Source organism: Phormidium sp. FACHB-1136, assembly GCF_014697375.1.
Taxonomy (GTDB): domain Bacteria; phylum Cyanobacteriota; class Cyanobacteriia; order Phormidesmidales; family Phormidesmidaceae; genus Nodosilinea.
The window spans coordinates 1-25,167 of record NZ_JACJRS010000029.1 but is presented as its reverse complement, the minus strand read 5'-3'; the positions used below and the strand labels follow the sequence as shown (position 1 = coordinate 25,167).

Below are 25,167 nucleotides of genomic sequence, written 5' to 3'. Positions count from 1 at the left end.
TGGTTCCATTGGCGGGTGGCCTTTGTCCAGCCGTCGAACCAGAACCAGCGGAACTGAGGCCATAGTCAGCGGCAGGTCTAGGGCTGAATCGGTCTTCCCTCGATTGGTCGGGCCTAGGTCGTTCTTCCCTGGGGGCGGGTGGGCGATTAGCTGGGGCGGCACCGTACCCTGATTCTGGGGCGGGGGGCCGATTGGTCGGGGCTTCGTAGGGCCGATTGTCGTAGGCGCGATCCGCACCCTGGTTGCCATAGCTGGGATCGGCGGGACGATTGCCGTAGCCGGAATCCTGGCCATAGCGGGCATCCTGATAGCCCCGACGACCGTAGCCCGGATTGTCGTTAATACCGGGTCGGTTGTCAGCGGGACGATTGTCAATAGGTCGGCTATTGGCTGGGCGGTTGTCGTAGCTGGGGGGCTGGCCGTAGCTGGGGCGGTTATCCACGGGACGGCTATCTAGGGGGCGATTATCTGCCGGACGATTATCGTAGCCCTGGCGACCGTAGCCCGAATTGGGGTAGGTGTCGTAGGCTGCGCCGCCGTAGGTGGGTCGGTTGCCGCCATAGCTCGGTGCGTTGTAACCGGGCTGGCCGTAGCTGGGCGGTTTATAACTCGGCGGTTGACCGTAAATGGGGGGCTGGCCGTAGTTTTGGCCACCACGCCCTCGGCTGTCGTAGTCCCAATCGTCGTCCCAGTTGCCCCAGGAATTGCCCTGGTAGCCGTAGTTGGGGCGGGCGTCGAGGTCGTCGTCGAAGGAGAAGGTTTTCTTCAGGGTGTTGCCGATTTGGCCCAGAATGCCGCCCTCTTGGTCGTCCTCGGCTTCGTAGAGGTAGGCTTCGCGGTTGAGGTCGTAGAGTTCGTCTTGCAGTTCGGTTTGGGCGATGTCGATGCCGCGTTCGTCCCCCCGTTCCAGACCGTCCCGCAGTTCTTGTACGAGGCTTTCAATGCGGCGACGACGCTCCCGGGCAAACTGCATCCCAAAATCTAGGGCCACCTCCCGCAGCAGGCGTTCGGCTTGGAAGGTGAGGGCTTCGGCGCGATTGCGTTTTTCCACCCGTTCCCGCTGCAAACGGTCGGTTTCGGCGTATTCCTCGGCTTCCTGGATCATCCGCTGCACTTCGCTTTCGTCCAGGTTGGCGGCTCCCTGCACCGTCAGGCTTTGCTCCCGCCCGGTGGTTTTGTCCATGGCGGAAACCTGCAAAATGCCGTTGGCATCGATATCAAAGGACACCAACACCTGGGGCACGCCCCGGGGCGCGGGGGGAATGCCCATCAGCTTGAAGCGGCCTAGGGATTTATTGTCCGCCCCCATTTCCCGCTCGCCCTGAAGGACGTGGACTTCCACGGAGGTTTGGTTATTCTCTGAGGTGGAAAAAATATCCGACCGCCGCACCGGAATGGTGGTGTTGCGGGGAATCACCTTCTTCATGACGCCGCCGATGGTCTCCAATCCCAGCGACAGAGAAGTGACATCCAGCAGCATGATGTCCTGCACCTCCTGGGTGAGGATCCCCGCTTGGATGGCCGCGCCCACCGCCACCGCCTCATCGGGGTTGACGTTTTGGCTGGGTTCTAGGCCAATCAGCGACCGCACCAGGTCTTGGGCCATGGGCATCCGGCTACCGCCCCCCACCAGCACCACTTCGTCAATGTCGTTGGGCGACAGGTTAGCATCGCTGATGGCCTGCTTCAGGGGGCCACGCAAACGGCTGATTAAATCGCCGCACAGCCCCTCAAACTGGGAACGGCTGAGGCGAGTTTCGATGTGCTTGGGGCCGTCCTTGGTGGCGGTGATGAAGGGCAGGCTAATTTCCGTCGTCGCCACCCCAGACAGCTCGATTTTGGCCTTTTCCGCCGCTTCGGTCAGCCGTTGCAGGGCTTGACGATCCTTGCGTAGATCAATCCCCTCCTGCTCTAGGAACTGATCCGCCAGCCAGGTGACGATCTTTTGGTCAAAATCTGCTCCGCCCAGTTGGGTGTCTCCAGCGGTGGATCGCACCTCAAACACACCGTCGCCCACATCCAAAATGGAGACATCAAAGGTGCCGCCCCCCAGGTCAAACACCAGGATGGTTTGGTTGTAGGATTCGTCAAAGCCGTAGGCCAGGGCGGCGGCGGTGGGCTCGTTTAAAATGCGCTTCACATCCAGTCCGGCGATGCGTCCGGCGTTGCGGGTGGCTTGGCGCTGGGTGTCGTTAAAGTAGGCGGGCACCGTAATCACCGCCCCGGTGACGGGCTGGCCCAGGTAGCGGCTGGCCTCATCCGCCAGCTTCCGCAGCACCATGGCCGACAGTTCCTCCGGCGCAAAGTCTTTCTCTAGGCGCGGACAGCGCACCTTCACGTTGCCCACCTCGTCGCGGCGGATGGTGTAGGGCACCCGCTTGGCGGCGTCATCCAGTTCCGCATACTTGCGACCCATGTAGCGCTTGACGCCGTAGAAGGTGTTTTGAGGGTTCAGCACCGACTGCCGCCGCGCCAACTGCCCCACCAGGCGTTCCCCTTCCTTACTAAAGGCCACCACCGAAGGCGTGGTACGCATCCCCTCCGCGTTGGCAATCACCACTGGCTTGCCACCTTCCATGACAGAAACAACCGAGTTGGTGGTGCCCAGGTCGATGCCAACTACTTTTCCCATTCCCTTTGGCGTCTCCTTCGTGGTCGGTCGAGGTGTCAGTCTGCAAGGTGTTGACAGGCTAACACCGCAAAGGTACGGCGTCTGCTGCCTGACTTACATCTTTCTTAATGATAGTCTGCCATGACCTAGCCTTAAATTTTAGCCCCTGCCCCATGGATTCGCGCTGGCCAGTGGCGTCCTAGCGAATTTACACCTCGCCCTTGCTGCCCCTACCGCAGCCTTGCCCACCATCCGTCGATTGCCCTTCCCCCGTCGAATTGCCCTTCCCCCGTCGAATTGCCGTGACCACAGTGTCCCGTTGGGATTCTATATAATCAACGTAAATAATCAACGTAGACCCGTACCATAGGCGATCACCTCTACGGCCACGATTCCTTGGCCAGAATTGCCGCTCAGTTCAGCGGTTTGCAGGCGTACATTCACGACCTGATTGGCTCCCCAGGCGAGGGCCGCTTCTTCCATGCGCAGCATCGCTTCTCGGCGGGCGCGATCTAGCAAAATCTCATAGGTTGAAATTTCGCCACCAATGAGATTAATTAAACCTGCAATAAAGGTCTTAAAAAAGTCCGAAGAAATCACCACGCTGCCTATAAAGAGTTCGGCTTCTTGGACTTGGGGAAATGCTTCCTTTCCCCCCGAAACACTAATACCCAGGTGCTGAACTGCCTGCTCCCGTCGCTGGAGGGATTTCAGGTGTTGCTGTTCTGCCTGACTGCCAAAATATAGCCCCACAATGAGCAGCGTGGCAAAGATCAAGAGCTCTATCATGACTACTCCACCCGCACTGCTGTTCCGTAGGCAAACAATTCTGCCGCACCCTGGGTTAGGGATGACGTGGCAAATCGCACGTTAACAATGGCGTTGGCCCCTCGCTGCTGGGCCTCATGGATCATGCGCTGGGTCGCCTGTTCACGGGCTTCTTGCAGCAGTTCTGTATAGCCCTTCAGTTCGCCACCCACAATATTTTTAAATCCCGCCGCAATGTCTCGGCCAATGTGTTTTGACCGCACAGAACTACCCTGCACTAAACCGAGTTGCCTCGTAATTGTTTTGCCAGGAACACTTTCGATATTGGTAAGAATCATTTGCTGAGCCGAAATTCTCGATGGCACAGTCATCCTATTCCGCCCTATTGACGAAGCAACCACCGCAATCTTAGCCCCTATAATTAGTCGCCGCGAGGATTGTTAACCATTTCCCTACCATTGCTTGTAATTCGTTACAGATTCGCGCCATACCCAAGAAAAACCCCAGGCTGGAGGTGACGGCACTGGTGTGCAGCGTCAGAGTATCTGGCCCGATGGTTTGCGCTTGCCCAGGGATGTGGTGGTGCATAGCCCGCGCCTTCTAGCCAACGTCAACCTGCGGAATGATGGCTTGGGGATACAACTCCATCACCCGGCTGAGGTCTAGTCGGGATTGGGCACTGAGACCAAAGGTGGAACGATGGCCTCGGTTGAAGTGGTCGGCGGCGGCGCAGGCAATCATGGCCGCGTTGTCGGTACAGAGGCTCAGGGGCGGGAAGAAGACTCGCAGGTTCTGGGCTGTAACGGCAGTTTGCAGGTGTTGACGCAGGGCGCTATTGGCCGCAACGCCACCCCCGACCGCGATGGTCGTAAATCCGTGATCACGAGCACAGTGAATTGCCCGTTTCGTCAAGCTTTTGGCCACCGTCGCCTGGAAACTTGCGGCCAAATCTGCCACAGGCAGCGGATCGACACCCTCAGACCTCAGTTTTTCCACCAGCCGCAGCACCGCCGTTTTCAGACCGCTAAAGCTGGAGTCGTAGGGATGGAATCCGCCTTCGGGTAACGAAATGTTACCTTCCGGGAGGGGAAAAGCTTTATCGTTACCTTCCTTAGCAAGGCGATCTATCACTGGCCCGCCGGGATAGCCCAGCCCTAATAATCGCGCTACTTTGTCGAAGGCTTCCCCTGCCGCATCGTCGCGGGTTTGGCCCAAGGTTTGGTAGTCGCCGCAGTCGTTGACGCCGATCAGGCTGGTGTGCCCGCCAGACACCAGCAGGCAGAGGTAGGGCGGCTGAAGGTCGGGCTGGGCCAGATAGTTGGCGTAGATGTGTCCTTCCAGGTGATGGACGCCCAAAAACGGCTTGTTGTGAACCATCGCCAGGGTTTTCCCCGTCGTTAGGCCTACCATCAACGCACCGACGAGGCCGGGGGCACTGGTGGCGGCGATACCGTCAATCTCGTCCCAACCTAGCCCTGCCTTGTCCAGAGCGGCTTCTAGCTCAGCCCCCAGGGTCAGGACGTGCTGGCGGGAGGCCACTTCGGGCACAATGCCGCCGTAGCGTTGGTGGATGTCAATTTGGGTGGAGACGACACTGCTGAGGATGGTGCGGTCGCGGACAATGGCCACCGCCGTTTCGTCACAACTGGTTTCGAGCGCTAAAATTGTGGCCATTGGGTTAAGGGACGTAACGTTTGGCGAAATTTGTAGAGATGTAAACACCCTACCGATCTTAGCTTTACGCTGTTTCGGCGGCGGGGTATTATGGCCTCCAAGTTGGGTGAATTTTTGTACAAAAAACTTAACGTTCGTTTGAATCGCCCCAGTTTCTTAGGTCATTAAAAGGAACAGTTTATGCGACGGTTTTTTGCTGTAGCTCTGGTCATTTGTCTCTGGTTCGGGATTGCCGCCCCGGCCTCCGCTAGCATCGCTGGCGATAACGTCTCCGGCCTCACCCCCTGTGGTCAAAACCCCGCCTTCCTGAAGCGGGCCGCCACCGCTACGTCGGATAAGGATAAGGCTCGGTTTGACCTCTATGGTCACTCTACTCTGCTCTGTGGTGATGATGGTCTGCCCCACCTGGTGGTGGATGGCGATCTGGCCCACGCTGGGGAATTCCTGATTCCTAGCCTACTCTTCCTGTATATCGCAGGTTGGATTGGCTGGGTGGGTCGTGCTTACCTGATTGCGGTGCGCGGCGAGAAGAACCCTGAAGAGAAGGAAATCATCATCGATGTGCCCCTGGCGATCAAGTGCTCGCTGACGGGCTTTGCATGGCCCCTAGCGGCGTTCAAAGACATCGTTAGCGGCGAAATGTTTGCCAGCGAAGACGAGATCACCGTTTCCCCTCGCTAGGCGCTCCCTAGCCCCCTGATGTATTCCTTGCTGTTCAGGAGAACGTTCCATGGATAACCTGCTCAAGTATCTGTCTACCGCTCCGGTGTTGGCCACCGTTTGGATGGTGATCACCGCTGGCATCATCATCGAGTTCAACCGCTTCTTCCCCGACCTGCTGCTCCATCCCTAGGCTTGTCCTAGGTATAAAGGGGGACAATCCCGCCCTGCGGTTCGGGAAAAGCCCATCTTTTCTAAGCTGTTCCAAGGTCTGAGTGACTGTTTGATGAGGTTCAAGACTGTCCCTGTCGCCTAGCGATTTCCCTCGCCCAGCGATATCGACCCGATCTCAGTCAGCAGTCACTTTTATTGCTGTGATACCTGTTTGAGTTGGAGAACAACATCCTATGTCCGATGTGATTAAGCCCGCCTTTGGCGATCCCCAGATCGGCAACCTGGAAACGCCGATCAATTCCTCGGCCTTCACCAAAGCCTTCATTGGCAACCTACCCGCCTACCGGGCTGGCCTGTCTCCCCAGCGTCGCGGCCTGGAAATTGGCATGGCCCACGGCTATCTGCTCTATGGCCCCTTTGCCCTGCTCGGCCCCCTGCGGGATTCTGATATCCCCGGTCTGGCTGGCCTCCTAGGCGCTGCCGCCCTGGTAGTGATCCTCACCGCTTGCCTGTCCATCTACTCTGGGGCTGGCATCAATGCCGCCGTTACCAAGGCCACCGCACCTTTCACCCCTCCCGCTGGTTTCGATACCAACGAAGGCTGGAGCGAGTTTGCCGGAAGCTTCCTAATTGGCGGCATCGGCGGAGCCACCTTTGCCTACCTGTTGGCGGCTAACATGCCCATGCTGACCGGATTGGTGAGCGGCGGCCACAGCTAATTGGCCCAACCGCACCCTAGCCCCTAGGCATGGGTGCAGTTGTCGGAATTCACCCGAACCTACAAACGCCGCTCGGTATGTCATGTACTGGGCGGCGTTCTGCTTTAGGGCAATCGGGTAGGGCAATCAAGACCTATGGAATAGACAAGCGGGAGTACCCGACCCTATGGCGGTTGGTATAGTGAAGCAGCCTAGGCACTGTGGAGCAAAAAATCTGATGGAGTGGATCATCACTGGGGGGCTGGTATGGATGTTGGGGGCAGCGGTGGGCAGCTTCCTCAATGTGGTGATCTATCGCATCCCGGCGGGGGTGTCGTTGCTGCATCCCCCCTCCCGTTGCCCAAAGTGCTATACGGGTCTAAAGCCCTACGACAATGTGCCCGTGCTGGGTTGGCTGTGGCTGCGGGGAAAATGTCGCTACTGTCGGGCTCCCATTGCCGCCCGCTATCCGCTGGTTGAAGCCTTCACCGCCTGTTTGTTCCTGGCCACGTTTCTGCAATGGGGGACGGCCTGGGTCACCTTGGCCTATTGGGCGCTGCTGAGCTGGCTGGTGGCCCTCACATTTATTGATTTGGATACCCTCACCCTGCCCAACCCCCTCACCCAAAGCGGCCTATTGCTAGGATTAGCGACCCAGACGGTGATTCCGGTGCTGATGACGGGGGCATGGCAGGCGGGCATTGTGGGCTTCATGGGCGGCGTGGTGGGAGCGGTGCTGGGGATTTGGCTGTTCGACATCATCACCCTGCTGGCGTCCCTGTCCATGGGGCAAACGGCCATGGGCGGCGGCGATGCCAAACTGGCGGCCATGCTGGGGGCTTGGTTGGGCTGGCTAGGTGTGTTGCTGAGCAGCTTTTTGGCCTGCCTGCTAGGGGCTATCATCGGCGGTGGGGCCATGGCCCTAGGCTGGGTCAGCCGCCGCCAACCGATCCCCTTTGGCCCCTTCCTCGCCCTGGGGGCGGCAATTACCCTATTTTGGGGTGAGGCACTGATCGGATCCTACCGCGCCCTGTTTTTCCCTGGCTTCTAGCTCACCATGGTCGGAGTAAGGGGTTAGGGCCATGGATTCACATCCCCTGGAGTGAGAAAATCGAGGCAGACCCAAAGTCCCGCTCCTTAGGAGAGCAGGATTTCGGGTCAGGTCTATCAGAGGATAGGGCCGCTGAGTTTACCCCGAACTAAGGTTAACTTAATGGTGTAGGCCATCATCATGGGCCTAGTCCAAACGTTCAATTTTTTCACTTATCCCATGCTCGATACCGTAGATCTCAAGCGCGACCTCGACCAGATCAGCCATCGCCTGGGTAAAACCCAGGACTATCTTTGACATTCCTGCCCTGGAAGCGAAAATTCAAGACCTGGAGCAAATTGCCGCCCAGCCCGACTTTTGGGATAACCAAACCAAGGCCCAAGAGACCCTTCAGGAGTTGAGCGACTATAAGGCGAATTTGGCCCAGCTCACCCAATGGCAAACCAGCCTGGAGGATGCCGCCGCCATCCTAGAACTATTGCAGGTAGAGAGTGATGACGCCTTGCTCCAGGAGGCCTGCGACAATGTTGCCCAACTCAGCCATGAGCTCGATCAGTGGGAGCTTCAGCAGCTTTTGGCTGGCCCCTACGACAAAAAGGGGGCCGTGCTGACCATCAATGCCGGGGCGGGCGGCACCGATGCCCAGGATTGGGCGGAAATGCTGCTGCGGATGTATACCCGCTGGGCCGAACGGCAGGGCTACGGCGTGCATTTGGTGGAAATGTCGGAGGGGGAAGAGGCGGGGCTGAAGTCCGTCACCCTGGAGATTACGGGGCGCTATGCCTTCGGCTACCTGAAGTCGGAGAAGGGCACCCATCGGCTGGTGCGAATTTCGCCCTTTAATGCCAATGGCAAGCGCCAAACCAGCTTTGCCGGGGTGGAGGTGATGCCGATTTTGGATCAAACCGTGGAGTTAGACATCCCCGAAAAGGATCTGGAAATCAAGACTTCGCGATCTGGCGGGGCGGGCGGCCAAAACGTCAACAAGGTGGAAACGGCGGTGCGCATTACTCACCTGCCCACGGGCATTTCCGTGCGCTGCACCCAGGAGCGATCCCAACTGCAAAATCGCGAAAAGGCCATGGCCATCCTGAAGGCAAAGCTATTGATTATCGCCCAGGAGCAGCACGCTCAAGCCATTGCCGAAATTCGCGGCGATATGGTGGAAGCGGCCTGGGGTACCCAAATTCGCAACTACGTGTTTCATCCTTACCAAATGGTCAAGGATTTGCGGACGGGGGTCGAAACCACCGCCATTACCGATGTGATGGACGGCGAATTGGAAGCCTTCATCCAAGCCTATCTACGCCAGGAGAATTAGTTAATCCAGGATCAAACCGTTTTGGGGCGGCTACCCTTTGCCCTTTCAGGGAGGGATGGAGCCTTTCCTAGGCCACTAGGCAATGCCAGCGATTGGCCAGCAATTCTCAGTATGACTAGGCTGGCAAATAAAATACCCGCTCAGGCTGAGCTGTGAGCCTGTCGAACAGTCGAAGCCTTTGCACCCTTCGACAGGCTCAGGGCGAACGGCCAATTTGCCAAAATGAGAATTGCCAGCGATTGGCAGTCCCAAAGGCGAAGTACCCCAAGATCACCGATAATGGAGAACGACGTGTAACGTTTTGTGAATTATGCCTTTTCCCAACAATCTCACCACCCTAGACGGCACCCCCCTGTCTCCCGCCGTGCTGGAAAATAAAGTCATCCTGTTTGTGAACGTAGCCAGTAAGTGCGGCCTCACCCCCCAATACAGCGACCTCGTGGAACTAGACACCGCCTACGGTTCTCGCGGTCTGGTGATTGTGGGTGTGCCCTGTAACCAGTTTGGGGCTCAAGAACCGGGTACCCCCGAAGAAATTAAGGAATTCACCAAAACCAAATACGATGTCGATTTCACGCTGCTCGAAAAGCAAGATGTGAACGGCCCCAACCGTAGCCCTCTGTATCAATTCCTAGTAGGCGATGGCCCCGATATCGGCTGGAACTTCGGCAAATTCCTGGTGGGCCGCAATGGTGAAGTGATCGCCCGCTTCGAGCCCAAAACTCCCCCCAACGATCCCGACCTTAAAGCCGCCATCGAAGCGGCCCTAGGCTAAGAGTCAGCCAACAAATCAAGCATTCAGTCTTGGCTCTCATCCCCTGCCCTTCTCCCTCAGGGGGAGGGGCAGGGGTGTAGTGGTGGGATGTAGGCATCGCCTTCTCGAAGGGGGCATTGACGAAGCCGAGTGGCATACCGACCAAGGCCTAGTGATACCCGACAGCCTTCATCGGAGTGTCTGACTGCCCTACTCACCTGAGTTACCGTAGTGCCCCGCCTGACAAGGCTCATCATTTCGGGGGTATGCGATTCGGATTTGGTACAGAACGAACGGAAACCAATGTCGTAAGGTGTTTTGAAAAAGTAGCAGCCCCGTCGTATTGACACCAACAGAGGGGGTCAGACGGGGCTGGAGACGCAGTTAGGAGGTATCTTGGCTAATAGCATATCGGCCCTCCCAGATTTGGAGCCCAGCCTTAACAAGTTTTTAATGTCTTGGGGGATTTAGTCTACTAAACTCCACCAGCCCAGGCTGGGGCCGACGAATCGCAGGGTAATCCAAAAGGCAATGATGAGGATAATCATGGCCCAGGTGCCACGGGTTGTCCATTTCATGAAGTCTTGGGATTGCTGCTTGGTGATGGGTAGCCAGGGCAAAATGGGTTCTGCTTGGCCATATTTTTCGCCCAGTTTTTCGCGGCGGCGTTTCGATTCCCCCATGGCGATCCTCCTTTCTTAGGTCGTAATGGTTGCCTGAAGCATGATTGCCTGGATCATACCAACTGTGTGGGCCTAGTAACGTTGGGTTGGGGCATTGGGGCTCAGATTCCAGTCGGGACGAAGGGATCGGGTGGTGGCTGAGGGGCTGAGGGCGTCTAGGATTTGCTGGCCATAGCTGCGGTAGTGGACGCGGGTATCGAGCAGCGCTACGAGCCCTTGGTTGGCACGGAGGGGAGCGATGGCCCGCTGAATTTCGGCCATGGCGGTGGGAAACAGGTACAGCCGAAACCAGTCTTGGCGGCGGCGTTTGTGGAAGGCCACTCGACCCGCGACGAGGGGATGTTCTAGGGAGGGCAGGGGCAGGGTGGCCATAATCAGCAGGGCGGGGGTGGGTAAACGGTGGCGGTGCTGGTGCCAAAAATCCCAGCCGCTCATCAGAATGGTGTTTTCGGTGATCTCCAAGCTTTCTACCTGCACCCGCGAGCCAAATTCCCCCGCCAAGGCTGCCGCCAGTTGGCCCTTTAGGGGGAGATCGTTGACCAAAATCAACACGGGGCCGGGACAAGTTGCCCAGACCAGCAACCGCCGAATTTCTTGATGGACGCGGCTTTGAAACTGGGGCGTATTGGGCAGGGGCAGGTGATCGGGCAGGTAGAGGTTGACGAGGTCGTTGTGGCGGTCGGGGGAAAATTTCAGGCAGGTTAAGTCTTCTAGGCCAAAGCGTTGGCAGAAAATATCCGCCTTGGCGTCGTGATCTAACGATGCCCCAATCAACACCACGGGCTGCGGTTGCCAGAGCTTGTCGCGATGGATGGCCAAATCCACCGGGGTGCAGTGCAGGGTAATGTGGCCCGATTGACGGTCAGTGACAAACCAGCGCAGGTGATCGGCATTGGCAAAGACAGACCAAAATCGCTGCCAGGTGGGGGGCATGGCCTCCGCCCGTCCGTCGGTGGTGAGCACCTGGTGGAGATGATGAAGTCGGGCGCTGTCGCTCTCTTCTAGGAGATGGCAGTGGTAGGGGTTGGGCGGATGCTGAAAGGCCACAAAGGTGAGCGCCACACGGGTATCGCGGATTAGCTCCCGATACTGGGGATAGGCTAACCCCAGGGCTTCCCAGTCGGCCTGGGTGAGGGTGGCGGTGAGCAGATTGCCTAGCCAGGTTTCGAGGTGATCCACATCGTCGATCAGGGTAGGAATCCCGCTGGGAAACTGGGTGGCCTCGCCCAAACGGTCAGCCAGCCAAGCCTCTGGGCTGGTGATGAGCACCCCGGTAAAGTCTTGTCCCGGCCAAGCCTCGCCCACCTGCACGGGCTTCGTTAGGCCCAAGCGATCCTGTAATCGGGGCAGGTCTCCCAGGAGTAATCGTTGCCGTGTCTCCTCGGCCACCACCAACACCGCTGGCCCCGGCCACAGCAGCAGCGCCACCAAATAGCTCAGCCGATAGTCGCCCTGGTAGGCCGACAAGCCCCCCACCTGCAACAGGGCACTGCGTCCCAATCGCAACGCCCGCGCTACTAACCGGGCCAGGGTCAGATGGTGGGGCCAGGTCGAATCGCCGCAGTCTCGCAGAAACTCGCGCAGTTGTTGATGGACTTGGGCTTCAATCACCATAATCCGCCACCACGGCAGAGAAACGACAACGGAACGACCGAAAGAATAAGCCTCCATTGTTGCATACCTGACTGGGCCTCGAGTCGCGAGGGATACGGGGGCCGTCACCCGATCCAGGTGAGGATGGGCGGCAGGTGGCTTAGGCCCAGAGACCGGAACGACTAGAATGAACCTGATAGTCCTGCGCTCCTGCGGTTGTGATGATGGTGCCTAGCTTCGCCCTTGGGATTGATTTTGGTACCTCCGGGGTGCGGGCGGCGGTGGTGGATGGACAGCGCCAGGAGCGATGGCAGTATCGCACCGACTATGGGGATCAGCCGCTATCCTACGCCGCCTGGAAGCGTGCCCTCTGGACAGTGCTAGCGGCCCTACCGCCGGATCTCGCCCCCCAGATTGGCCGCCTTGCCCTGGATGGCACCTCTGGGACGGTGTTGTTGTGCGATGAGTTTGGCCAACCCCTCACCTCGGCCCTGATGTACAACGATGGTCGGGGCAAGGCCATCTTACCCCAGGTGAAAGACCTGGTCTCTGCCGAGAGTCCGGCCCGTAGTGCCACGTCAAGTTTGGCGAAATTACTGTGGTGGCAAGCGCACCTGCCCTCTGATCTCTGGGCACAAGGCCGCTATGTGCTACACCAGGCCGACTGGCTCAGCGCCCATCTGCATGGCTGTTGGGGCATTAGCGACTATCACAACAGCCTTAAGCTGGGCTACGACGTCGGAGCCTTAGCCTACCCCGATGCCCTGATTCACCAGCCTTGGGCGCATCGGCTCCCCCAGGTGTTAGTGCCCGGTCAGGTTGTCGGTCGGGTGACAGCGGATCTCGTTCAGCGGTTTGGGCTGTCGGCCCAGTGCGAAGTCGTGGCGGGCACCACCGACAGCATTGCCGCCTTTTTGGCCAGTGGTGCCCATCGGGTAGGGGATGGCGTCACTTCCTTGGGGTCAACCCTGGCGATTAAGCTGCTCAGTGCCCAGCGGGTAGACGCCAGCGAGTACGGAATTTACAGCCATCGTCTAGGGGATTACTGGCTGGCGGGAGGCGCTTCCAACACCGGGGGGGCGGTGCTCAAGCAGTTTTTTGATACCGATACCCTGGCCCACCTCAGCCAGCAGATCGATCCCACCGTTCCGCTTAACCTGGACTATTACCCCCTGCTACAACCGGGGGAACGCTTTCCCATCAACGATCCCCACCTTCTCCCCAGAATTACCCCCCGCCCAGCGGAGGACGCCACCTTTCTGCATGGCCTGTTGCTGGGCATGGCTCGGATTGAACAGCTCGGCTATGACCTCCTGGCCCAACGGGGGGCTTCTCCTCTCCAGCGCCTCTATACCGCTGGCGGCGGCGCACAAAACCCCACCTGGACGACGATTCGGGAACATCTCCTGAAAGTGCCCATAAAAAATGCCCCCACAACCGAGGCGGCTGTAGGGGCGGCATACCTAGCCCAAGGGGGAATCAGGCCATTTAGCGCTGACCCATCCCACTGAGTCCATCAATTGATAGCCCCATGCTGGGTTTATCAATTGACCCTAAAATCCTAGAGGTCGAACTGGTTGCCCCGGCGATATTGCAGGTAGGCCGCCACAAACAGCCCCGCCAACGTCACCGGAATTAGTCCCAGAACAATGCCACTCAGCAACGGCTCAACCACAGTCGAACTCCTTAAACTCGATACATCAACAACGTGAACCTATCATACCACTTGGCTTTGGTGGGGAGTCGGGAGTGGGGAGTCAGGAGTCAGGAGTCAGAAGTCAGAAGTCAGGAGTTAGGAGTCAGAAGTCAGGGAGTCGGGAAACAGGGGGGACTGGATGTAGGGACTTTGGCAGGCGGATGCTGTGGGTGAATTCTGTAGAGAGTCTGTGATTTTTGGTAGGCTGTTGAAAAACCCTGTTTGATTGTGTACAGTGCTGAAAGATTGTCGATTTCTGCTTGGCAATGACTTTATTTTCCTCCATCCAAGGAGAGTGATGAAAGGGGTTTGTATCCAGGAAAAGAACCGTTCTATCACGTTCCTAGGCTAGGGAAATGCTGCGTTTTTGACGGAAACAACAACGACTTTAAAGCCTTTTCTCTGCTGGAATGGCGTGGCCTCAGAGGTTAGGAAAACTAAAGCAACAAGCGCTGTAAAAGATGTGTTTGAGTTTAGGAAAGGTTTCATGATCCACTATCTTCATCGAATGACGAATCAGGTTGCCCAGGGGCTCGTTGCTGGGGTGTGTGCCCTAGTATTGATGGGTGTTACGCTGTTTGGCTCTGGGTCTCCGGCCTTGGCTGCCACCGGGGGTTCCGTGGCCGAGGCGATGGATCTAAAGATGGATAAAGCAGCCCAGGAATTTGTTTCCGCCATCCTGGGAGAGTATGAGGATGTGCTGGAGGATAGCTTTAACGGCACGCTCAAGCCGCTGAAATCGGTCACGAAGGACCTGACGAAGCAACTCAGCAAAATTGCGATTTCTCCAACACCCGACACAACCACCCTGGGGCCTAAGCTGACGGCCTCCCAAGCAGCCCTAGAAACCGCCGCCACCGCTTTTAGCACGCTGGTAGACGATACGGCTGCTTTCAAAAAAGCCCTCTCCACTAGCCCCGATATGCTTAAGGAGACCCTCGAAACCCAGATCGGCACCAAGTTTGACGATCTCCAAGCGGCCTTTGATGGGGTATCTAAGGCGCTTTCATCCCTGAGTGAGGATACCGCCGCTGTGGATGGGGCCGATGCCACCGTTGCCGTGGGTAAACTCACGGAGGATAGCACCGCCCTCGCCCAGGCTATCGAACTGGCCAAGACCGCCATCAGCAGCTTTGGCGATTAGATCCCTTAGATGGCTGGCGTTACCTTTCAGGCTTTCTCCTAGCTTTCTCCTAGCTTCCCTGGTGCCAATCTGGGGAAGCTTTTTCATGGCCTAGCTCTGGCTGGTTGGCGAGGGTGCCTCGGAGGGGACCGTTGCGCCCAGCCCCTGCACCACCAGCACCGCACAGGGGGATCGATGCATGACATAGCTGCTCACGCTACCGAGAAGCAGTTCGCCCAGACCCTGCATTCCCCGCCGTCCTAGCACGATCAGATCCGCTGACCAGTCTTGAGCTAGGGTGCAAATTGCCTTACCCGGATCACCCACTAACTGGGTGGCGGTGGCGACAATCCCCCGTTCGCGGCTCAGCTCAATCCAGATCTCCAGTTGTGCTTGGCTTTGCTGCTTAATGCTTTCCCAATTCGCTTGATACAGCTCGTAGTTTTGTAGGTTAATGGCATTCAAGGCTCCGTCGATGGTCATGTAGGCCGGGTCGGGGTAGCCGCTGCGCAGGGGAGAAAGCACGTGTACCAGGTGCATCTCGGCCTGGTGGGCGGTGGCCACGGCTTGGGCCTCGGCCAAAACCTGGGCAGCCATGGTAGATTCGCGGTCTACGGCCACCAAAATGCGCTTAAACATCGCTGTCCTCCCTCAGATATTCTTCAGTATGGCAAGGCCGTCCCCCCCGGTGATACCTGTGCAACCTGTCTTAACCCTTTGTCTAGACGGAGCCAGGGTTTAAGATGCTTTCGTTAGCCGTTTAGTCGCCGTTCAGTCTGGTTGGCCTTGGCCAGATGATCCGGTCGCGTTGTCTCTCCAGGTGAGTCCTATGGGTCAGTATCAGCGTATTTTGGCCGCCATCGATCAGTCGGCGTTGTCGGAGCAGGTGTTTGCCACCGCCCTGGGGCTGGCGAAATCCCAAGGGGCACACCTGCATTTGGCCCATTGTTTTACCCTGCCACTGCCAACCAATTTAGACTTTGGCGACCGTTACCGCGCCAGTGCGAAGGAGTTTTTAGCCATCGCCCAGGAACAAATGGATGCCACCCTGGAACATACCCGTCAGTGGTTGGACACCCTAGAGGCCCAAGCCCAAGAGGCGGGGATTGAGGTGTCTTGGGACTGGCGCGGCGGTGAAGTGGGGCCACAAATTTGTGATATTGCCAAGCAATACGAGGCAGATTTGATCGTGATTGGGCGACGGGGACGAGGACGGTTGCAGACGGCCCTTCTGGGCAGCGTGAGCAACTATGTGCTGCACCATGCCCACTGCTCGGTTTTGGTGGTGCAACACAGCAATGACAAAAAAAATCCCCAGCCCTAGGGCCGAGGACTTGATCAGGGTGCATCTACCTTTCTATAGTTCGGCGATGGAAAGGCAAATCAGGATGATTTACTCAATATGTCTAGACAGATTCTTGCGGAGTCCGATGGAGTCGTAAGCCGATTGCGTCAGAGTCCGATTGTGTTGGAGAACATCCAGGAATTCGGCAAGCCGCGCTATGGTGACCTATAGTCCTCCCAAAGTCCCCCTATGACAGCCCCACTATGCCCGATACCTTGAGCCTGACGGCCTACGATTTGTGGAAACAATACGACGACAGACCTGTCGTGCAGGGGGTGAGCTTTGCCCTGCATCCAGGGGAAATTGTGGGACTGCTGGGGCCAAACGGGGCCGGAAAAACCACCACCGTAGGGATGCTGTTTGGCACGGTGATCCCCACCCGGGGCTTTGTGCAGCTTGGCCCTTGGCAAATTCCGGCCCAGGCCGCCCAGGCCCGTGCCCAGATGGGCATTGTCACCCAGGACGATAACCTTGACCCCGACTTTACGGTCTTCAAGAACCTCACCCACTTCGCCCACCACTACCGCATCACCGGAGCATCGGCCAGACAGCGGGCGGGGGAATTGTTGGATTTAGTGAACTTGACCGACCGATCTACGGCCCAGGTGGACGAACTCTCTGGCGGCATGAAGCGGAAGCTCGTACTGGCCCGTGCCCTGCTGAATCATCCCAAAATTATCTTTTTAGATGAACCCACCACCGGACTCGACCCCGATGCCCGTCAAGACTTTTGGCGGCTGGTGCTGCACCTGAAGGCCCAGGGCTGCGGCATTTTGCTGACCACGCACTATATGGACGAAGCACAACGCCTATGTGATCGCCTGCTGCTGCTGCAACAGGGCCAGGTGATCGACGAAGGTACCCCCGATGACCTGATTTTGCGGGTGATGGGTCGCGAAATTGCCGAGGTAGAAGGCGTTGCGGAGGACATCATCAAATCCTTGGGTGAGAAGGCTGGGGTTTGGTCGCGATCCTTTGGCAGTGGATATCTCATTGCCTTGCCCGACGACGACCCGGAAACCCTGTGGAGCCAGATTGAATCTCACCATCCCACCCGCCTTCTGCGCCGACAGGCTAACTTAGAAGATGTGTTTCTTCGCCTCACCGGGAGCCTGCTGGAATGAAAGCCATCGCCGGACTAAAGCCCGTTTCCGTCAGCCCCTGGGGGGTCTACTCTGTGTGGTGGCGGCATTTCCAGGTCTATCGCAGCACTTGGCTGGTGAACTGTTTGCCACCCATTTCCGAGCCGATTGTCTACCTGCTGGCCTTTGGCTATGGCCTGACGCCGCTGATTGGAGAAGTGCAGCACCTCGGCCAACCCGTTCCCTATCCACAATTCCTGGCACCGGGAATGATCGCCATTGGTGTGCTGTTTCAATCCTTTTTTGAGGGAGCCTACAGCAGCTTCATTCGCCTCAACTTTCAAAAAACCTGGCAGGCGTTGCTCACCGCGCCCCTCAGCTACACGGACGTGTTTTTGGGGGATTGGTTTTGGGCCGCCACCAAGGGCACCATCGCCGGATTTCTCACGGGCCTAGTCGCCGTGCTGGCCAACCTTTATGACCTCTCCAGTCTGCTACTGTCCATCCCGCTGATTGTGCTGGGTAGCCTGCTGTTTGGAGCCTTTGGCCTGCTGGTGGCAGGGGTGGTGAACAAGGTTGATCAGGTGAATGTGCCCATTTTCCTGGTGATTATCCCCATGTTCACCCTCTGCGGCACCTACTTCCCACGGGATACCCTGCCGCCCCTGCTGGCCAAGTTTGCCGGATTGTTGCCCCTGGCTTCCCTAGTGGATTTGCTGCGCTGGCCCCTAGGTTTACCGCCTTGGTGGCCCCTTTCCCTAGTTTGGCTGCTGGCCTGGATGGTCGTCATGGCCCGCCTTGCTGCCCTAAGAATTTATCCTCGATTGTTTAGCTAGTGCATTCAAAATCAGATCCCAGGGTACAGATCCCAGGGTTCTTCTCTGCTGTGCCGATAATTCGCTGGACAAAGCCGCAAGAACCCTGGGATCTCTGGATTTAATGGGATCTCTAGATCTAAACCGACTGGGAAAACTGCCGGATGGTTTTGTTTCGCAGGTAGGTATCGAACACGGCAGCAATATTGCGAATCAACAACCGTCCGGCGGGTAGGACTTCGATGTGGTTGGGAGTCAGCCGCACCAGACCATCGGCCTCTAGGGCTTGCAGGTCTTGGCGTTCGCGGGCGAAGTAGTCATCGAAATCCTGGTCGAAACTGAGGTGATATTTTTCCTCAATGGCGGCCTTGGATAGTTCAAACTGGCACATCAATTCCATAATTACCGTGCGGCGCAGAATGTCGTCTTGGCTGAGGACTACCCCCCGCTCAATGGGCAACACGTCGGCATCCATGGCTTTGTAGAAATCCCGCAGGCCCTTGTGGTTTTGAGCATAGACATCGTGCAACATGCTGATGGAGGTCATCCCAAAGCCCAGCAGGTCGGATTCGGGCTGGGTGGTGTAGCCCTGGAAGTTGCGGTGTAGTTGGCCCTGGCGCTGGGCGATGGCGAGTTCGTCGTCGGCCTTGGCGAAGTGATCCATGCCGATGAACTGGTAGCCGCCAGCGGTGAGACGATCAATCGTCATGTGGAAGATTTCCAGCTTTTCCTCAGGCCCAGGCAGGGTGGCGGGGTTGATGTGCTTTTTCTGCACAGGCTTCAGCCAGGGCACATAGGCAAAGTTGAACACCGCAATCCGGTCAGGATCCAGGCGCAGGGTTTTCTCAATGGTGTTTTGGAACGTGGCCAAATTTTGGTAGGGCAGACCGTAGATCAAGTCCACGTTGACGCTTTCAAACCCGGCTTCCCGTAGCCAGCCCATGGCATTAAACAGCATGTCCTCTGGCTGAATTCGGTTCACCGCCGCCTGCACTTTGAAATCAAAGTCTTGCAGACCAAAGCTGACCCGCTTAAAGCCTAGGTTTTTGAGGAAATAGATATACTCCCGATCCAAATCCCTGGGGTTAACTTCGATGGAAATTTCCGCCGCTGGATCAAAGTCAAAATTTTGGTGCAATACATTCCACAACCGTTCGACTTGAGCCTGGGTAAGATAACTCGGTGTACCACCACCCCAGTGCAGTTGGTTGACTTGACGGTTAGAAACCTTATCCGCCATCTGGATAATGTTGTGTTCCAGATAATCCAAATAGGGATCGGCTACTTTTTTATGGCGCGTAATCACCGTGTTGCAACCACAGAAATAACAGGCCGATTCGCAAAAGGGAATATGACAATAGAGGGAAAGCGGCGTTTGCTTATAGTTGCCAACGGCAATGGAGGCTTCCAAATCCCTAACACTAAAGCTCTCCTTCATTTCCGTAGCGGGCGGATAGCTGGTATAGCGGGGTAGGGCTTGGTTGTACTTGTGGAGCAGGGCAGAATCAAAAACAACGGGATTGGCAACAGACAGCATGGTTATCGGGAATTTATGAAGGGTGGACTGGAAAGTCTGTGCCCCCAGATTGGATCCCCCCTAGCCCCCCTTAGGAAGGGGGGAACTGGAGTGAGTCAAAGTCCCCCTTTTCAAGGGGGATTTAGGGGGATCGCCCAGAATTTTGCTACTAGCGGCAAGATCTGTGTACGTAGTAGCCCGACCTGGGAGAGGGGGACTGAGGGGGTGAGGGCGGGTTCGATGCGTGAACTATTCCGTTGCCATCAGGGCCACCATGCCGTGGTGGGGGTGGCGTTCGGTGCTGCCAGGACGGTCTTGGCGGGTGATCAGGTCAAACACATGATCGCCCACGGCGGCGCGGACATCGGGTTCCAACTCGTGAAAGACATCGCGGTTGAGGGCAAAAGCCAGGTTGGCTTCGTTGATCAGTTCCTGAACCAGCACCTCATCCACGGGCAGGCTGTTGAGGGCTTCCCGATAACGAATTTTGAAGTCGCGCTTAGCTTCTACGGTAGGCAGTTGGTCGAATTCATGGAGGCCCGTACCCTTGTCGGGGGGCAGGTTTAGGGCCGAGCGCACGATATGCCGTAACCCCTGCCCACCGGAGAGATCCCCCATATAACGAACATAGGCATGGGCCACCAACAGGGCCGGATTGCTGCGAGACACTTCCCGAATGCGACTGATGTAGTGGGCACCAGCGGGGGTCGCCTGGATGAGGTCGCGCCAGTTGTCGCCATAGTAATAGGCCAGATCCTCTTCCAGTTTGGCCGTCCGCAGCAGTTCGCCAAACACCATCGGCCCCACCACAGGATGATCGGCATGGCGAGCCATTTCTTCCTCTAGGGCGCTGTAGAGAAAATACAGGTCGGCGGTGAGCTTTTTGAAGGGTTCTAGCTCCACCACGCCCTTGAGAAAGCACTTCATAAAGGCGGTATTTTCCGACAGGGTGTGGGAGGTTTGGCTACCTTCCCGCAGCCGCTGAGCCAGATCAGTCATGGATGTACCTCGCAGTAACAATGTTTCGAGAAAAATCTTTTCATCACTATACAGCTATGAAGCGTAAAACCTAGACTGGCAAGTTAAGTTTTGTGTTCCCTCCAGCCTCGGCTCGTCGGGGCATTGTCCAGCCTGAGCCTGGGATGTAGGCGAGACGCTGGGAACCCCTCGTTAGGAAACGTTACGACGACGGGCATGGAAGCTCAAATCCTCCCCATTCCTAGCCTTTACAGCACCTTGCGAGGAACGCCGAGGTAGCGGGTCAACCCAATTTTCTTGAACAACTGAAAAAAATGGTCAAGGGCTATGCTATGTTTTATAGCCATAAAGCGATAAAGCAATTCTTCTGGGTCATAAAGCCCTGTCGCTAATGTTTGCAATCTTCTCTCTCAACCCGTCCCCTCCCCGGAGGGGACTTTTGTAGGGCCATGTGCCCCCTTGTTTAATTGCCCTTTATGGATTCCGAAATAGCCCTATGGTGACCGCTCTCCCCAAGCCCGCTCCCCAATCTGGTAGCCAAGTCAAAACGGCCATTGAAGAAAACCTCCTTTCACCCCGCTTTTACATCACTGATTTTGAGAAAGCTGCTGACCTCGACCTTTCCCTAGAAGCGGAAGGCATTCAGGCGATGATCGAGGAAATGCGGGCCGACTATAACCGCCACCACTTCATTCGGGATGATTCTTTTAATCAGGTGTGGGATCACATCGAAGGCGAAGAACGCAAGGCCTTTATTGATTACCTAGAACGCTCCTGTGTCTCGGAATTTTCCGGCTTCTTGCTGTTCAAAGAACTGTCCCGTCGCCTGAAAGAACGCAACGCGCCCCTGGCGGAAATCTTTCACCTGATGGCCCGCGATGAAGCCCGCCATGCCGGATTCCTGAACAAATGTATGCAGGATTTTGGCATTTCCCTAGATCTGGCCAAGCTGACCAAAAACCGCACCTACACCTTCTTCCCAGTAGAGTGGATTATCTACGCCGTTTACCTCTCAGAAAAGATTGGCTACTGGCGCTATATTCTGATTTTCCGTCACTTGGAAAAGCATCCTGAACACAAGTTCTATCCCCTGTTTAACTACTTTGAAAGCTGGTGCCAGGATGAGAACCGCCACGGTGATATTTTCAAAGCCCTGATCCGTTCTCAACCCCACATGTGGGACACCTGGAAAGGTCGTTTGTGGAGCCGATTCTTCCTGCTTTCCGTATTTGCTACCCACAGCTTAACGGTGCATGAACGGGCCAAATTCTACGAAATGCTGGGCCTAGACGCTACGGAATTTGATACCCAGGTGGTACGGAAAACCAACGAAACCGCCGCCCGTGCCTTCCCAGTGTCCCTGAACGTGGATCATCCCCAGTTTTTCCCGCGCCTAGAACGTTCCGCCGCCCGCAACCTCAAAATTAAGCACATCAGCGAAGGGGCTGGCCCCAACTGGCTGAAGTCTCTGCGGAAACTGCCTCTGGTGATGGGTATTGTCGGCGATCTGCTGCGGCTCTACCTGATCAAACCCGTGGACGCTGAAGGTCTGCGCGGTACGGTCCTTTAGGACATGGATCGAGGTTCCAGGGTTCTATCCGAGAAAATTCCCAAGGCCCTCAGCCATGGCCTATCTGGTGGAACGGGGTCTGATTCTGGAGCCCTATCCGGTAGACCGCAAAACCAATGAGATCAAAGCGTTACCCGCATTTATCGAGCAACTCGCGCTCAAGGGTGTGGTCATCGCCTTCGATGCGATGACCACACAAAAATCAGAACACTCTCTCCTATTTCCAGAACGTTTCAAACTCTGACAATCAAGGGCTTACACAAAAATCAGGACACTCTCGCGTTAGGTCTGCTGTAACGCATCAAAGCCTTGCCCTGTATGGGTTACGCTGCGCTAACCCATACTACAGACTGTTTATACCCAATTTGGGAGGGTGAGAAAACCTCACCGCTACGGCAACCTCATTTAGGTACTCTGTAACCAAGGAACCCCTGAGAAACTGTGGTGTTTACAGAAGTTCAGGGGTTCAAAGCGTTGATTAGGACGAATGGATGAGGCCAACCCTAGACGATACCTACCCTAAAGTTTTACAAAGTCTAGATTTAATAATCTGTAGGATTGGCGCGGATGTAGCGAGAGAGATGATAAGCCGTTAGCTTTACATCCTCTGCTGAAATACGCTGAGGTTCATGCTCTAGAAATTTAGGGAGAGCCTTAGGGTTAAGTACCCATACGGGAGAGGACTTGGCTTCTGGTGTTTTTTCAATAAACCACCCTGGAAAAACCACCACGGGCTTTACAGGGAGATCTCGACCTGTGCTTTCCTGGAGCAAATCATGGAGCCATTTCGCCTGGGATTGGGCTTGTTGTACGGCATCCTGTTGTAGCGGTTTGCCATTGCGGGTAATTTGATTGACGTCAAATACCAGCGTCGGTCGTCCCGATGAGGGCTTGCTGTAGGTTTTAGTTTCAACCGTGAAAATGCCACGATCACTGACGATTACGTGATCAATATTAAAATTTTTACCAATGATGTCGTGATAGACACGATGCCCTTGCTCCCGTAGGTCTGACAGATATTGCCCGACGGCTTTCTCACCGTCACGCGCCATTTTTAAGCGCCGCCTTAGTTGCTTGGCTTTATAAAGCTTCAAAATCATAAACAGCATTAAGGGAATTAATAAAAGCGTGACCACTAGCGGATGAGGATCAATATTGAAGATCCATTGCACCCATTCATAGATCAGTAACGTGAAAGTCAATGACAATATTCCTATTGCCTCAGAAATATCTTCATCCCAGATTCTCTGTAGCTCTTCATCTAAGGATTGGCCTGGGTTGCGAAGAAGGTTATCTGTAATAGGGGAGATTTTGGCTGACTGACGCTTTTTGAACATGGGACATCGACTCCTCGACAATTCAAAATCCTCTGAGTCGCTGTCATTTTACAAAGCCTCAGAGGATTTTGATATTTGCTGAATTCCATCCAGCTTTAGACACCTTGATACTCTAGAACTTGGGTGACTTGATAGTTGTCATCCAGATCGACCAATAACGCCTTAGAGGAGCCTAGATAGGATGTGGGTTGATTGATTTCCTTGACTTTTACCTGGATGGAAGCTTGCAGATCTCGATAGAGATCCATGGCCTCATCACGTTTAGCAACGGCACCGTTAAGAATCTGCGACCTTGCTTCTGCCAACGGTCGGCCTCCACCAAACAAGCTAGAAATTGCATCAATTGGCAGATAAGAATTTGTATCGTTGACAACCTTATCTTGAAAAACAGGGAAAAATTCCTTCTGCAATTGATTCCATTCATCTAGTTCTGTATTCAACTGCTGCAAGATGCGTTCGACTCTGAGTTGATTTCCTGGAATCAAAAGCCTCAATGAAGCGGAAGTAAATTGAACAAAAACTGACTTAACGGCAAGCTCAGCATATTCAACATATTTTAATCCTTGCTTGGCAGACTCCTTAACTTTTTCTCCAGTAAAACCTGAAAAGCTTTGCTGCTCAAACTTTTTAACATATTGACTCATGAGACTCAAGTATTTTCTTGTCAGCTTGCCACATTCGCGATCAATCGAATCCAGAGTAGCCAAATTCAATGATAGTGTCTGATCATCAGAAATCATGGAATTAATAGATGAGGCAATGGAATCTACTTGCTTAATGATACTTTGAAGAAGACTACGATCTTCCGCCTCCATATATTCTTTAATGTCATCAATGCCTTACTGAATTTGACTCAGCTTCGAGGAAATTTCCGGCAAATAGTGCTGTGCCGTAATCATGGCTAACATTTGCCATGCGATAGTTGTGGCTGCAATGGCTTGAAGATGACCTGCTTCATGTAGGCTAACGTGCTTAAAAATTTCTCCGTTTTTAGCGTCAACTACAATACCGCGCACTCCTCCTGTCTTGGCATCCATCATTTTGAGAGAACCATCTGCCATGCCTTTGACAACTTCAGGGGGAAAACGCATGACATAGGTTTGGCTAGTTGCAACGGCAAGATTACTAGCCAAGCTGGGGACGTGCTGAAAAATTCCCCCAAACTGCTTAAGCTGTGTCTTGGAAAGTGGGAGTGGCTTACCTTGCTGATGGGCGGATGGGTTGATAGGTTCAATTTCGGCAAAGGTCTGGTCGTCATCACCGATCACGATCTTGGCGTAATTATCGCTGGCTAACATTGTGGGGCTCCTTATAGACCTGGTTATATGACTGAAGACCTGAGGAAAGACCTACCTATTTAGCGGCTTGTGCCGCTTCCTTAATATGCCCAGATGCTTCAGGATATTCCCAATCTCTCGCAGGGTGGGAGGGGATTGTAATTCTTCTTTATGGTGGGGATTGAATTTAGAATTTTCTGCAACGCAAGAACCCCTGGATTGCTGTGGTGGTCACAGAATGCTGACTGCCTGACAGAAGTGGGTGAAAGGCTTGAAACCTCGTGCTGCGAGGGGGAAAAGGTGAGGTGACATGAGACGCTGGAATTGCATATCTCAGGGTCTTTGCCATGCCAGCCACCACCTGTCTCTATGATCAAGTGCTGTCCTTGCTGCGTCAATATAGCCATCGTCGGGATCTGCGACACCTCAAGGCCTTGGCGT

At 55.5% G+C, this 25,167-nt stretch carries 25 protein-coding genes and 1 pseudogene; 13 read left to right on the top strand and 13 right to left on the bottom strand.

What is annotated here, in order from left to right:
- Positions 1–733: 733 nt before the first annotated feature.
- The 4 genes and pseudogenes from dnaK to tsaD form a co-directional block, all read right to left on the bottom strand.
- Positions 734–2,632: pseudogene (gene dnaK / locus H6G62_RS10880) on the bottom strand (molecular chaperone DnaK); the annotation flags it as partial.
- A gap of 327 nt (positions 2,633–2,959) precedes the next feature.
- Positions 2,960–3,400: a heavy metal-binding domain-containing protein gene (locus tag H6G62_RS10875; RefSeq protein WP_190494975.1), complete on the bottom strand. Its 441-nt coding sequence runs from the start codon at positions 3,398–3,400 to the stop codon at positions 2,960–2,962.
- Between the two features lie 2 nt (positions 3,401–3,402).
- A complete protein-coding gene (locus tag H6G62_RS10870; protein WP_242051928.1) occupies positions 3,403–3,750 on the bottom strand; it encodes a YbjQ family protein in 348 nt (115 codons plus the stop codon).
- Positions 3,751–3,979: 229 nt separating this feature from the next.
- Positions 3,980–5,053: a tRNA (adenosine(37)-N6)-threonylcarbamoyltransferase complex transferase subunit TsaD gene (tsaD, locus tag H6G62_RS10865; protein WP_190494973.1), complete on the bottom strand. Its 1,074-nt coding sequence runs from the start codon at positions 5,051–5,053 to the stop codon at positions 3,980–3,982.
- A gap of 180 nt (positions 5,054–5,233) precedes the next feature.
- Here tsaD and H6G62_RS10860 point away from each other — a divergent pair, with 180 nt between their 5' ends.
- The 6 genes from H6G62_RS10860 to H6G62_RS10835 all read left to right on the top strand — a co-directional run bounded on the left by H6G62_RS10860 (position 5,234) and on the right by H6G62_RS10835 (position 9,732).
- Positions 5,234–5,734 carry a Photosystem I reaction center subunit III gene (locus H6G62_RS10860; RefSeq protein WP_190494972.1) on the top strand — a complete coding sequence of 167 codons (501 nt, stop codon included), beginning with the start codon at positions 5,234–5,236 and terminating at the stop codon, positions 5,732–5,734.
- A gap of 49 nt (positions 5,735–5,783) precedes the next feature.
- Positions 5,784–5,906: a photosystem I reaction center subunit IX gene (gene psaJ / locus H6G62_RS10855; RefSeq protein ID WP_190494970.1), complete on the top strand. Its 123-nt coding sequence runs from the start codon at positions 5,784–5,786 to the stop codon at positions 5,904–5,906.
- A gap of 214 nt (positions 5,907–6,120) precedes the next feature.
- Positions 6,121–6,606 (top strand): photosystem I reaction center subunit XI, encoded by a 486-nt coding sequence (locus tag H6G62_RS10850; RefSeq protein WP_190494968.1) that lies wholly within the window; start codon positions 6,121–6,123, stop codon positions 6,604–6,606.
- A gap of 217 nt (positions 6,607–6,823) precedes the next feature.
- Entirely contained in the window at positions 6,824–7,636 is an 813-nt protein-coding gene (locus H6G62_RS10845; RefSeq protein WP_190494966.1) for an A24 family peptidase, read from the top strand.
- A 219-nt stretch (positions 7,637–7,855) separates the two neighbouring features.
- Positions 7,856–8,957 (top strand): peptide chain release factor 2 gene (prfB, locus tag H6G62_RS10840; protein WP_190494964.1). Its coding sequence is split into 2 segments (ribosomal slippage): positions 7,856–7,930 and positions 7,932–8,957, totalling 1,101 coding nucleotides; the frame shifts between segments, so codons are not numbered across the junction.
- A gap of 310 nt (positions 8,958–9,267) precedes the next feature.
- Positions 9,268–9,732 (top strand): glutathione peroxidase, encoded by a 465-nt coding sequence (locus H6G62_RS10835; RefSeq protein ID WP_190494962.1) that lies wholly within the window; start codon positions 9,268–9,270, stop codon positions 9,730–9,732.
- A 446-nt stretch (positions 9,733–10,178) separates the two neighbouring features.
- Here the strand turns inward: H6G62_RS10835 and H6G62_RS10830 are convergent, their stop codons facing one another.
- Together H6G62_RS10830 and H6G62_RS10825 are read right to left on the bottom strand one after the other, a co-directional pair.
- Positions 10,179–10,394: a DUF2839 domain-containing protein gene (locus H6G62_RS10830; RefSeq protein ID WP_190494961.1), complete on the bottom strand. Its 216-nt coding sequence runs from the start codon at positions 10,392–10,394 to the stop codon at positions 10,179–10,181.
- A gap of 72 nt (positions 10,395–10,466) precedes the next feature.
- Positions 10,467–12,065: an ATP-dependent DNA helicase gene (locus tag H6G62_RS10825; RefSeq protein WP_199324898.1), complete on the bottom strand. Its 1,599-nt coding sequence runs from the start codon at positions 12,063–12,065 to the stop codon at positions 10,467–10,469.
- A gap of 143 nt (positions 12,066–12,208) precedes the next feature.
- Here H6G62_RS10825 and H6G62_RS10820 point away from each other — a divergent pair, with 143 nt between their 5' ends.
- Entirely contained in the window at positions 12,209–13,498 is a 1,290-nt protein-coding gene (locus tag H6G62_RS10820) for an FGGY-family carbohydrate kinase (protein WP_190494960.1), read from the top strand.
- Positions 13,499–13,548: 50 nt separating this feature from the next.
- Here the strand turns inward: H6G62_RS10820 and petG are convergent, their stop codons facing one another.
- The gene (petG, locus tag H6G62_RS10815) at positions 13,549–13,662 is read right to left on the bottom strand and encodes a cytochrome b6-f complex subunit V (protein ID WP_106882944.1); all 114 of its coding nucleotides are present in this window, start codon (positions 13,660–13,662) and stop codon (positions 13,549–13,551) included.
- Positions 13,663–14,170: 508 nt separating this feature from the next.
- Here petG and H6G62_RS10810 point away from each other — a divergent pair.
- Positions 14,171–14,827, top strand: a complete 657-nt coding sequence (locus H6G62_RS10810) for a hypothetical protein (protein WP_190494958.1) — start codon at positions 14,171–14,173, stop codon at positions 14,825–14,827.
- 90 nt (positions 14,828–14,917) lie between these two features.
- Here the strand turns inward: H6G62_RS10810 and H6G62_RS10805 are convergent, their stop codons facing one another.
- A complete protein-coding gene (locus H6G62_RS10805; RefSeq protein ID WP_190494956.1) occupies positions 14,918–15,445 on the bottom strand; it encodes a universal stress protein in 528 nt (175 codons plus the stop codon).
- Positions 15,446–15,635: 190 nt separating this feature from the next.
- Here H6G62_RS10805 and H6G62_RS10800 point away from each other — a divergent pair, with 190 nt between their 5' ends.
- From H6G62_RS10800 to H6G62_RS10790, 3 genes are all read left to right on the top strand, one after another.
- Positions 15,636–16,130 carry a universal stress protein gene (locus H6G62_RS10800; RefSeq protein ID WP_190494954.1) on the top strand — a complete coding sequence of 165 codons (495 nt, stop codon included), beginning with the start codon at positions 15,636–15,638 and terminating at the stop codon, positions 16,128–16,130.
- A 224-nt stretch (positions 16,131–16,354) separates the two neighbouring features.
- Positions 16,355–17,275, top strand: a complete 921-nt coding sequence (locus H6G62_RS10795; protein WP_190494953.1) for an ATP-binding cassette domain-containing protein — start codon at positions 16,355–16,357, stop codon at positions 17,273–17,275.
- A complete protein-coding gene (locus H6G62_RS10790) occupies positions 17,272–18,069 on the top strand; it encodes an ABC transporter permease (protein ID WP_190494951.1) in 798 nt (265 codons plus the stop codon). Before H6G62_RS10795 ends, H6G62_RS10790 begins: the two co-directional genes overlap by 4 nt.
- Positions 18,070–18,187: 118 nt before the next feature.
- On the opposite strand, the gene hemN is transcribed toward H6G62_RS10790, so the two are convergent.
- Positions 18,188–19,585 carry an oxygen-independent coproporphyrinogen III oxidase gene (gene hemN / locus H6G62_RS10785; RefSeq protein WP_190494949.1) on the bottom strand — a complete coding sequence of 466 codons (1,398 nt, stop codon included), beginning with the start codon at positions 19,583–19,585 and terminating at the stop codon, positions 18,188–18,190.
- A 228-nt stretch (positions 19,586–19,813) separates the two neighbouring features.
- The gene (locus H6G62_RS10780; RefSeq protein WP_190494947.1) at positions 19,814–20,563 is read right to left on the bottom strand and encodes a heme oxygenase (biliverdin-producing); all 750 of its coding nucleotides are present in this window, start codon (positions 20,561–20,563) and stop codon (positions 19,814–19,816) included.
- A gap of 475 nt (positions 20,564–21,038) precedes the next feature.
- On the opposite strand from H6G62_RS10780, the gene acsF reads away from it, so the two are divergent.
- Both acsF and H6G62_RS10770 read left to right on the top strand, forming a co-directional pair.
- The gene (gene acsF / locus H6G62_RS10775) at positions 21,039–22,112 is read left to right on the top strand and encodes a magnesium-protoporphyrin IX monomethyl ester (oxidative) cyclase (RefSeq protein ID WP_190494945.1); all 1,074 of its coding nucleotides are present in this window, start codon (positions 21,039–21,041) and stop codon (positions 22,110–22,112) included.
- 55 nt (positions 22,113–22,167) lie between these two features.
- Positions 22,168–22,356 (top strand): hypothetical protein, encoded by a 189-nt coding sequence (locus H6G62_RS10770; RefSeq protein WP_190494943.1) that lies wholly within the window; start codon positions 22,168–22,170, stop codon positions 22,354–22,356.
- A gap of 298 nt (positions 22,357–22,654) precedes the next feature.
- On the opposite strand, the gene H6G62_RS10765 is transcribed toward H6G62_RS10770, so the two are convergent.
- The 3 genes from H6G62_RS10765 to H6G62_RS10755 all read right to left on the bottom strand — a co-directional run bounded on the left by H6G62_RS10765 (position 22,655) and on the right by H6G62_RS10755 (position 24,747).
- Positions 22,655–23,449 carry a nuclease-related domain-containing protein gene (locus tag H6G62_RS10765; protein WP_190494940.1) on the bottom strand — a complete coding sequence of 265 codons (795 nt, stop codon included), beginning with the start codon at positions 23,447–23,449 and terminating at the stop codon, positions 22,655–22,657.
- A gap of 95 nt (positions 23,450–23,544) precedes the next feature.
- Positions 23,545–24,264, bottom strand: a complete 720-nt coding sequence (locus H6G62_RS10760; RefSeq protein ID WP_190494938.1) for a hypothetical protein — start codon at positions 24,262–24,264, stop codon at positions 23,545–23,547.
- A gap of 24 nt (positions 24,265–24,288) precedes the next feature.
- Positions 24,289–24,747, bottom strand: coding sequence for a hypothetical protein (locus H6G62_RS10755; protein ID WP_190494936.1), 459 nt, complete (start codon positions 24,745–24,747; stop codon positions 24,289–24,291).
- Positions 24,748–25,167: the final 420 nt, after the last annotated feature.

What these genes read in the sequence shown, in the direction of transcription:
- psaJ (WP_190494970.1), top strand. Translation starts at nt 5,784, where the DNA reads ATGGATAACCTGCTCAAGTATCTGTCTACCGCTCCGGTGTTGGCCACC.
- H6G62_RS10820 (WP_190494960.1), top strand. Translation starts at nt 12,209, where the DNA reads ATGATGGTGCCTAGCTTCGCCCTTGGGATTGATTTTGGTACCTCCGGG.
- H6G62_RS10760 (WP_190494938.1), bottom strand. Translation starts at nt 24,264, where the DNA reads ATGGAGGCGGAAGATCGTAGTCTTCTTCAAAGTATCATTAAGCAAGTA.
- H6G62_RS10770 (WP_190494943.1), top strand. Translation starts at nt 22,168, where the DNA reads ATGGCCTATCTGGTGGAACGGGGTCTGATTCTGGAGCCCTATCCGGTA.
- H6G62_RS10845 (WP_190494966.1), top strand. Translation starts at nt 6,824, where the DNA reads ATGGAGTGGATCATCACTGGGGGGCTGGTATGGATGTTGGGGGCAGCG.
- H6G62_RS10805 (WP_190494956.1), bottom strand. Translation starts at nt 15,445, where the DNA reads ATGTTTAAGCGCATTTTGGTGGCCGTAGACCGCGAATCTACCATGGCT.
- H6G62_RS10765 (WP_190494940.1), bottom strand. Translation starts at nt 23,449, where the DNA reads ATGTTCAAAAAGCGTCAGTCAGCCAAAATCTCCCCTATTACAGATAAC.
- H6G62_RS10795 (WP_190494953.1), top strand. Translation starts at nt 16,355, where the DNA reads ATGCCCGATACCTTGAGCCTGACGGCCTACGATTTGTGGAAACAATAC.
- H6G62_RS10850 (WP_190494968.1), top strand. Translation starts at nt 6,121, where the DNA reads ATGTCCGATGTGATTAAGCCCGCCTTTGGCGATCCCCAGATCGGCAAC.
- H6G62_RS10830 (WP_190494961.1), bottom strand. Translation starts at nt 10,394, where the DNA reads ATGGGGGAATCGAAACGCCGCCGCGAAAAACTGGGCGAAAAATATGGC.
- H6G62_RS10825 (WP_199324898.1), bottom strand. Translation starts at nt 12,065, where the DNA reads ATGGAGGCTTATTCTTTCGGTCGTTCCGTTGTCGTTTCTCTGCCGTGG.
- H6G62_RS10810 (WP_190494958.1), top strand. Translation starts at nt 14,171, where the DNA reads ATGATCCACTATCTTCATCGAATGACGAATCAGGTTGCCCAGGGGCTC.
- H6G62_RS10860 (WP_190494972.1), top strand. Translation starts at nt 5,234, where the DNA reads ATGCGACGGTTTTTTGCTGTAGCTCTGGTCATTTGTCTCTGGTTCGGG.
- H6G62_RS10780 (WP_190494947.1), bottom strand. Translation starts at nt 20,563, where the DNA reads ATGACTGATCTGGCTCAGCGGCTGCGGGAAGGTAGCCAAACCTCCCAC.
- tsaD (WP_190494973.1), bottom strand. Translation starts at nt 5,053, where the DNA reads ATGGCCACAATTTTAGCGCTCGAAACCAGTTGTGACGAAACGGCGGTG.
- H6G62_RS10835 (WP_190494962.1), top strand. Translation starts at nt 9,268, where the DNA reads ATGCCTTTTCCCAACAATCTCACCACCCTAGACGGCACCCCCCTGTCT.
- acsF (WP_190494945.1), top strand. Translation starts at nt 21,039, where the DNA reads ATGGTGACCGCTCTCCCCAAGCCCGCTCCCCAATCTGGTAGCCAAGTC.
- H6G62_RS10875 (WP_190494975.1), bottom strand. Translation starts at nt 3,400, where the DNA reads ATGATAGAGCTCTTGATCTTTGCCACGCTGCTCATTGTGGGGCTATAT.
- hemN (WP_190494949.1), bottom strand. Translation starts at nt 19,585, where the DNA reads ATGCTGTCTGTTGCCAATCCCGTTGTTTTTGATTCTGCCCTGCTCCAC.
- H6G62_RS10870 (WP_242051928.1), bottom strand. Translation starts at nt 3,750, where the DNA reads ATGACTGTGCCATCGAGAATTTCGGCTCAGCAAATGATTCTTACCAAT.
- H6G62_RS10800 (WP_190494954.1), top strand. Translation starts at nt 15,636, where the DNA reads ATGGGTCAGTATCAGCGTATTTTGGCCGCCATCGATCAGTCGGCGTTG.
- H6G62_RS10755 (WP_190494936.1), bottom strand. Translation starts at nt 24,747, where the DNA reads ATGTTAGCCAGCGATAATTACGCCAAGATCGTGATCGGTGATGACGAC.
- H6G62_RS10790 (WP_190494951.1), top strand. Translation starts at nt 17,272, where the DNA reads ATGAAAGCCATCGCCGGACTAAAGCCCGTTTCCGTCAGCCCCTGGGGG.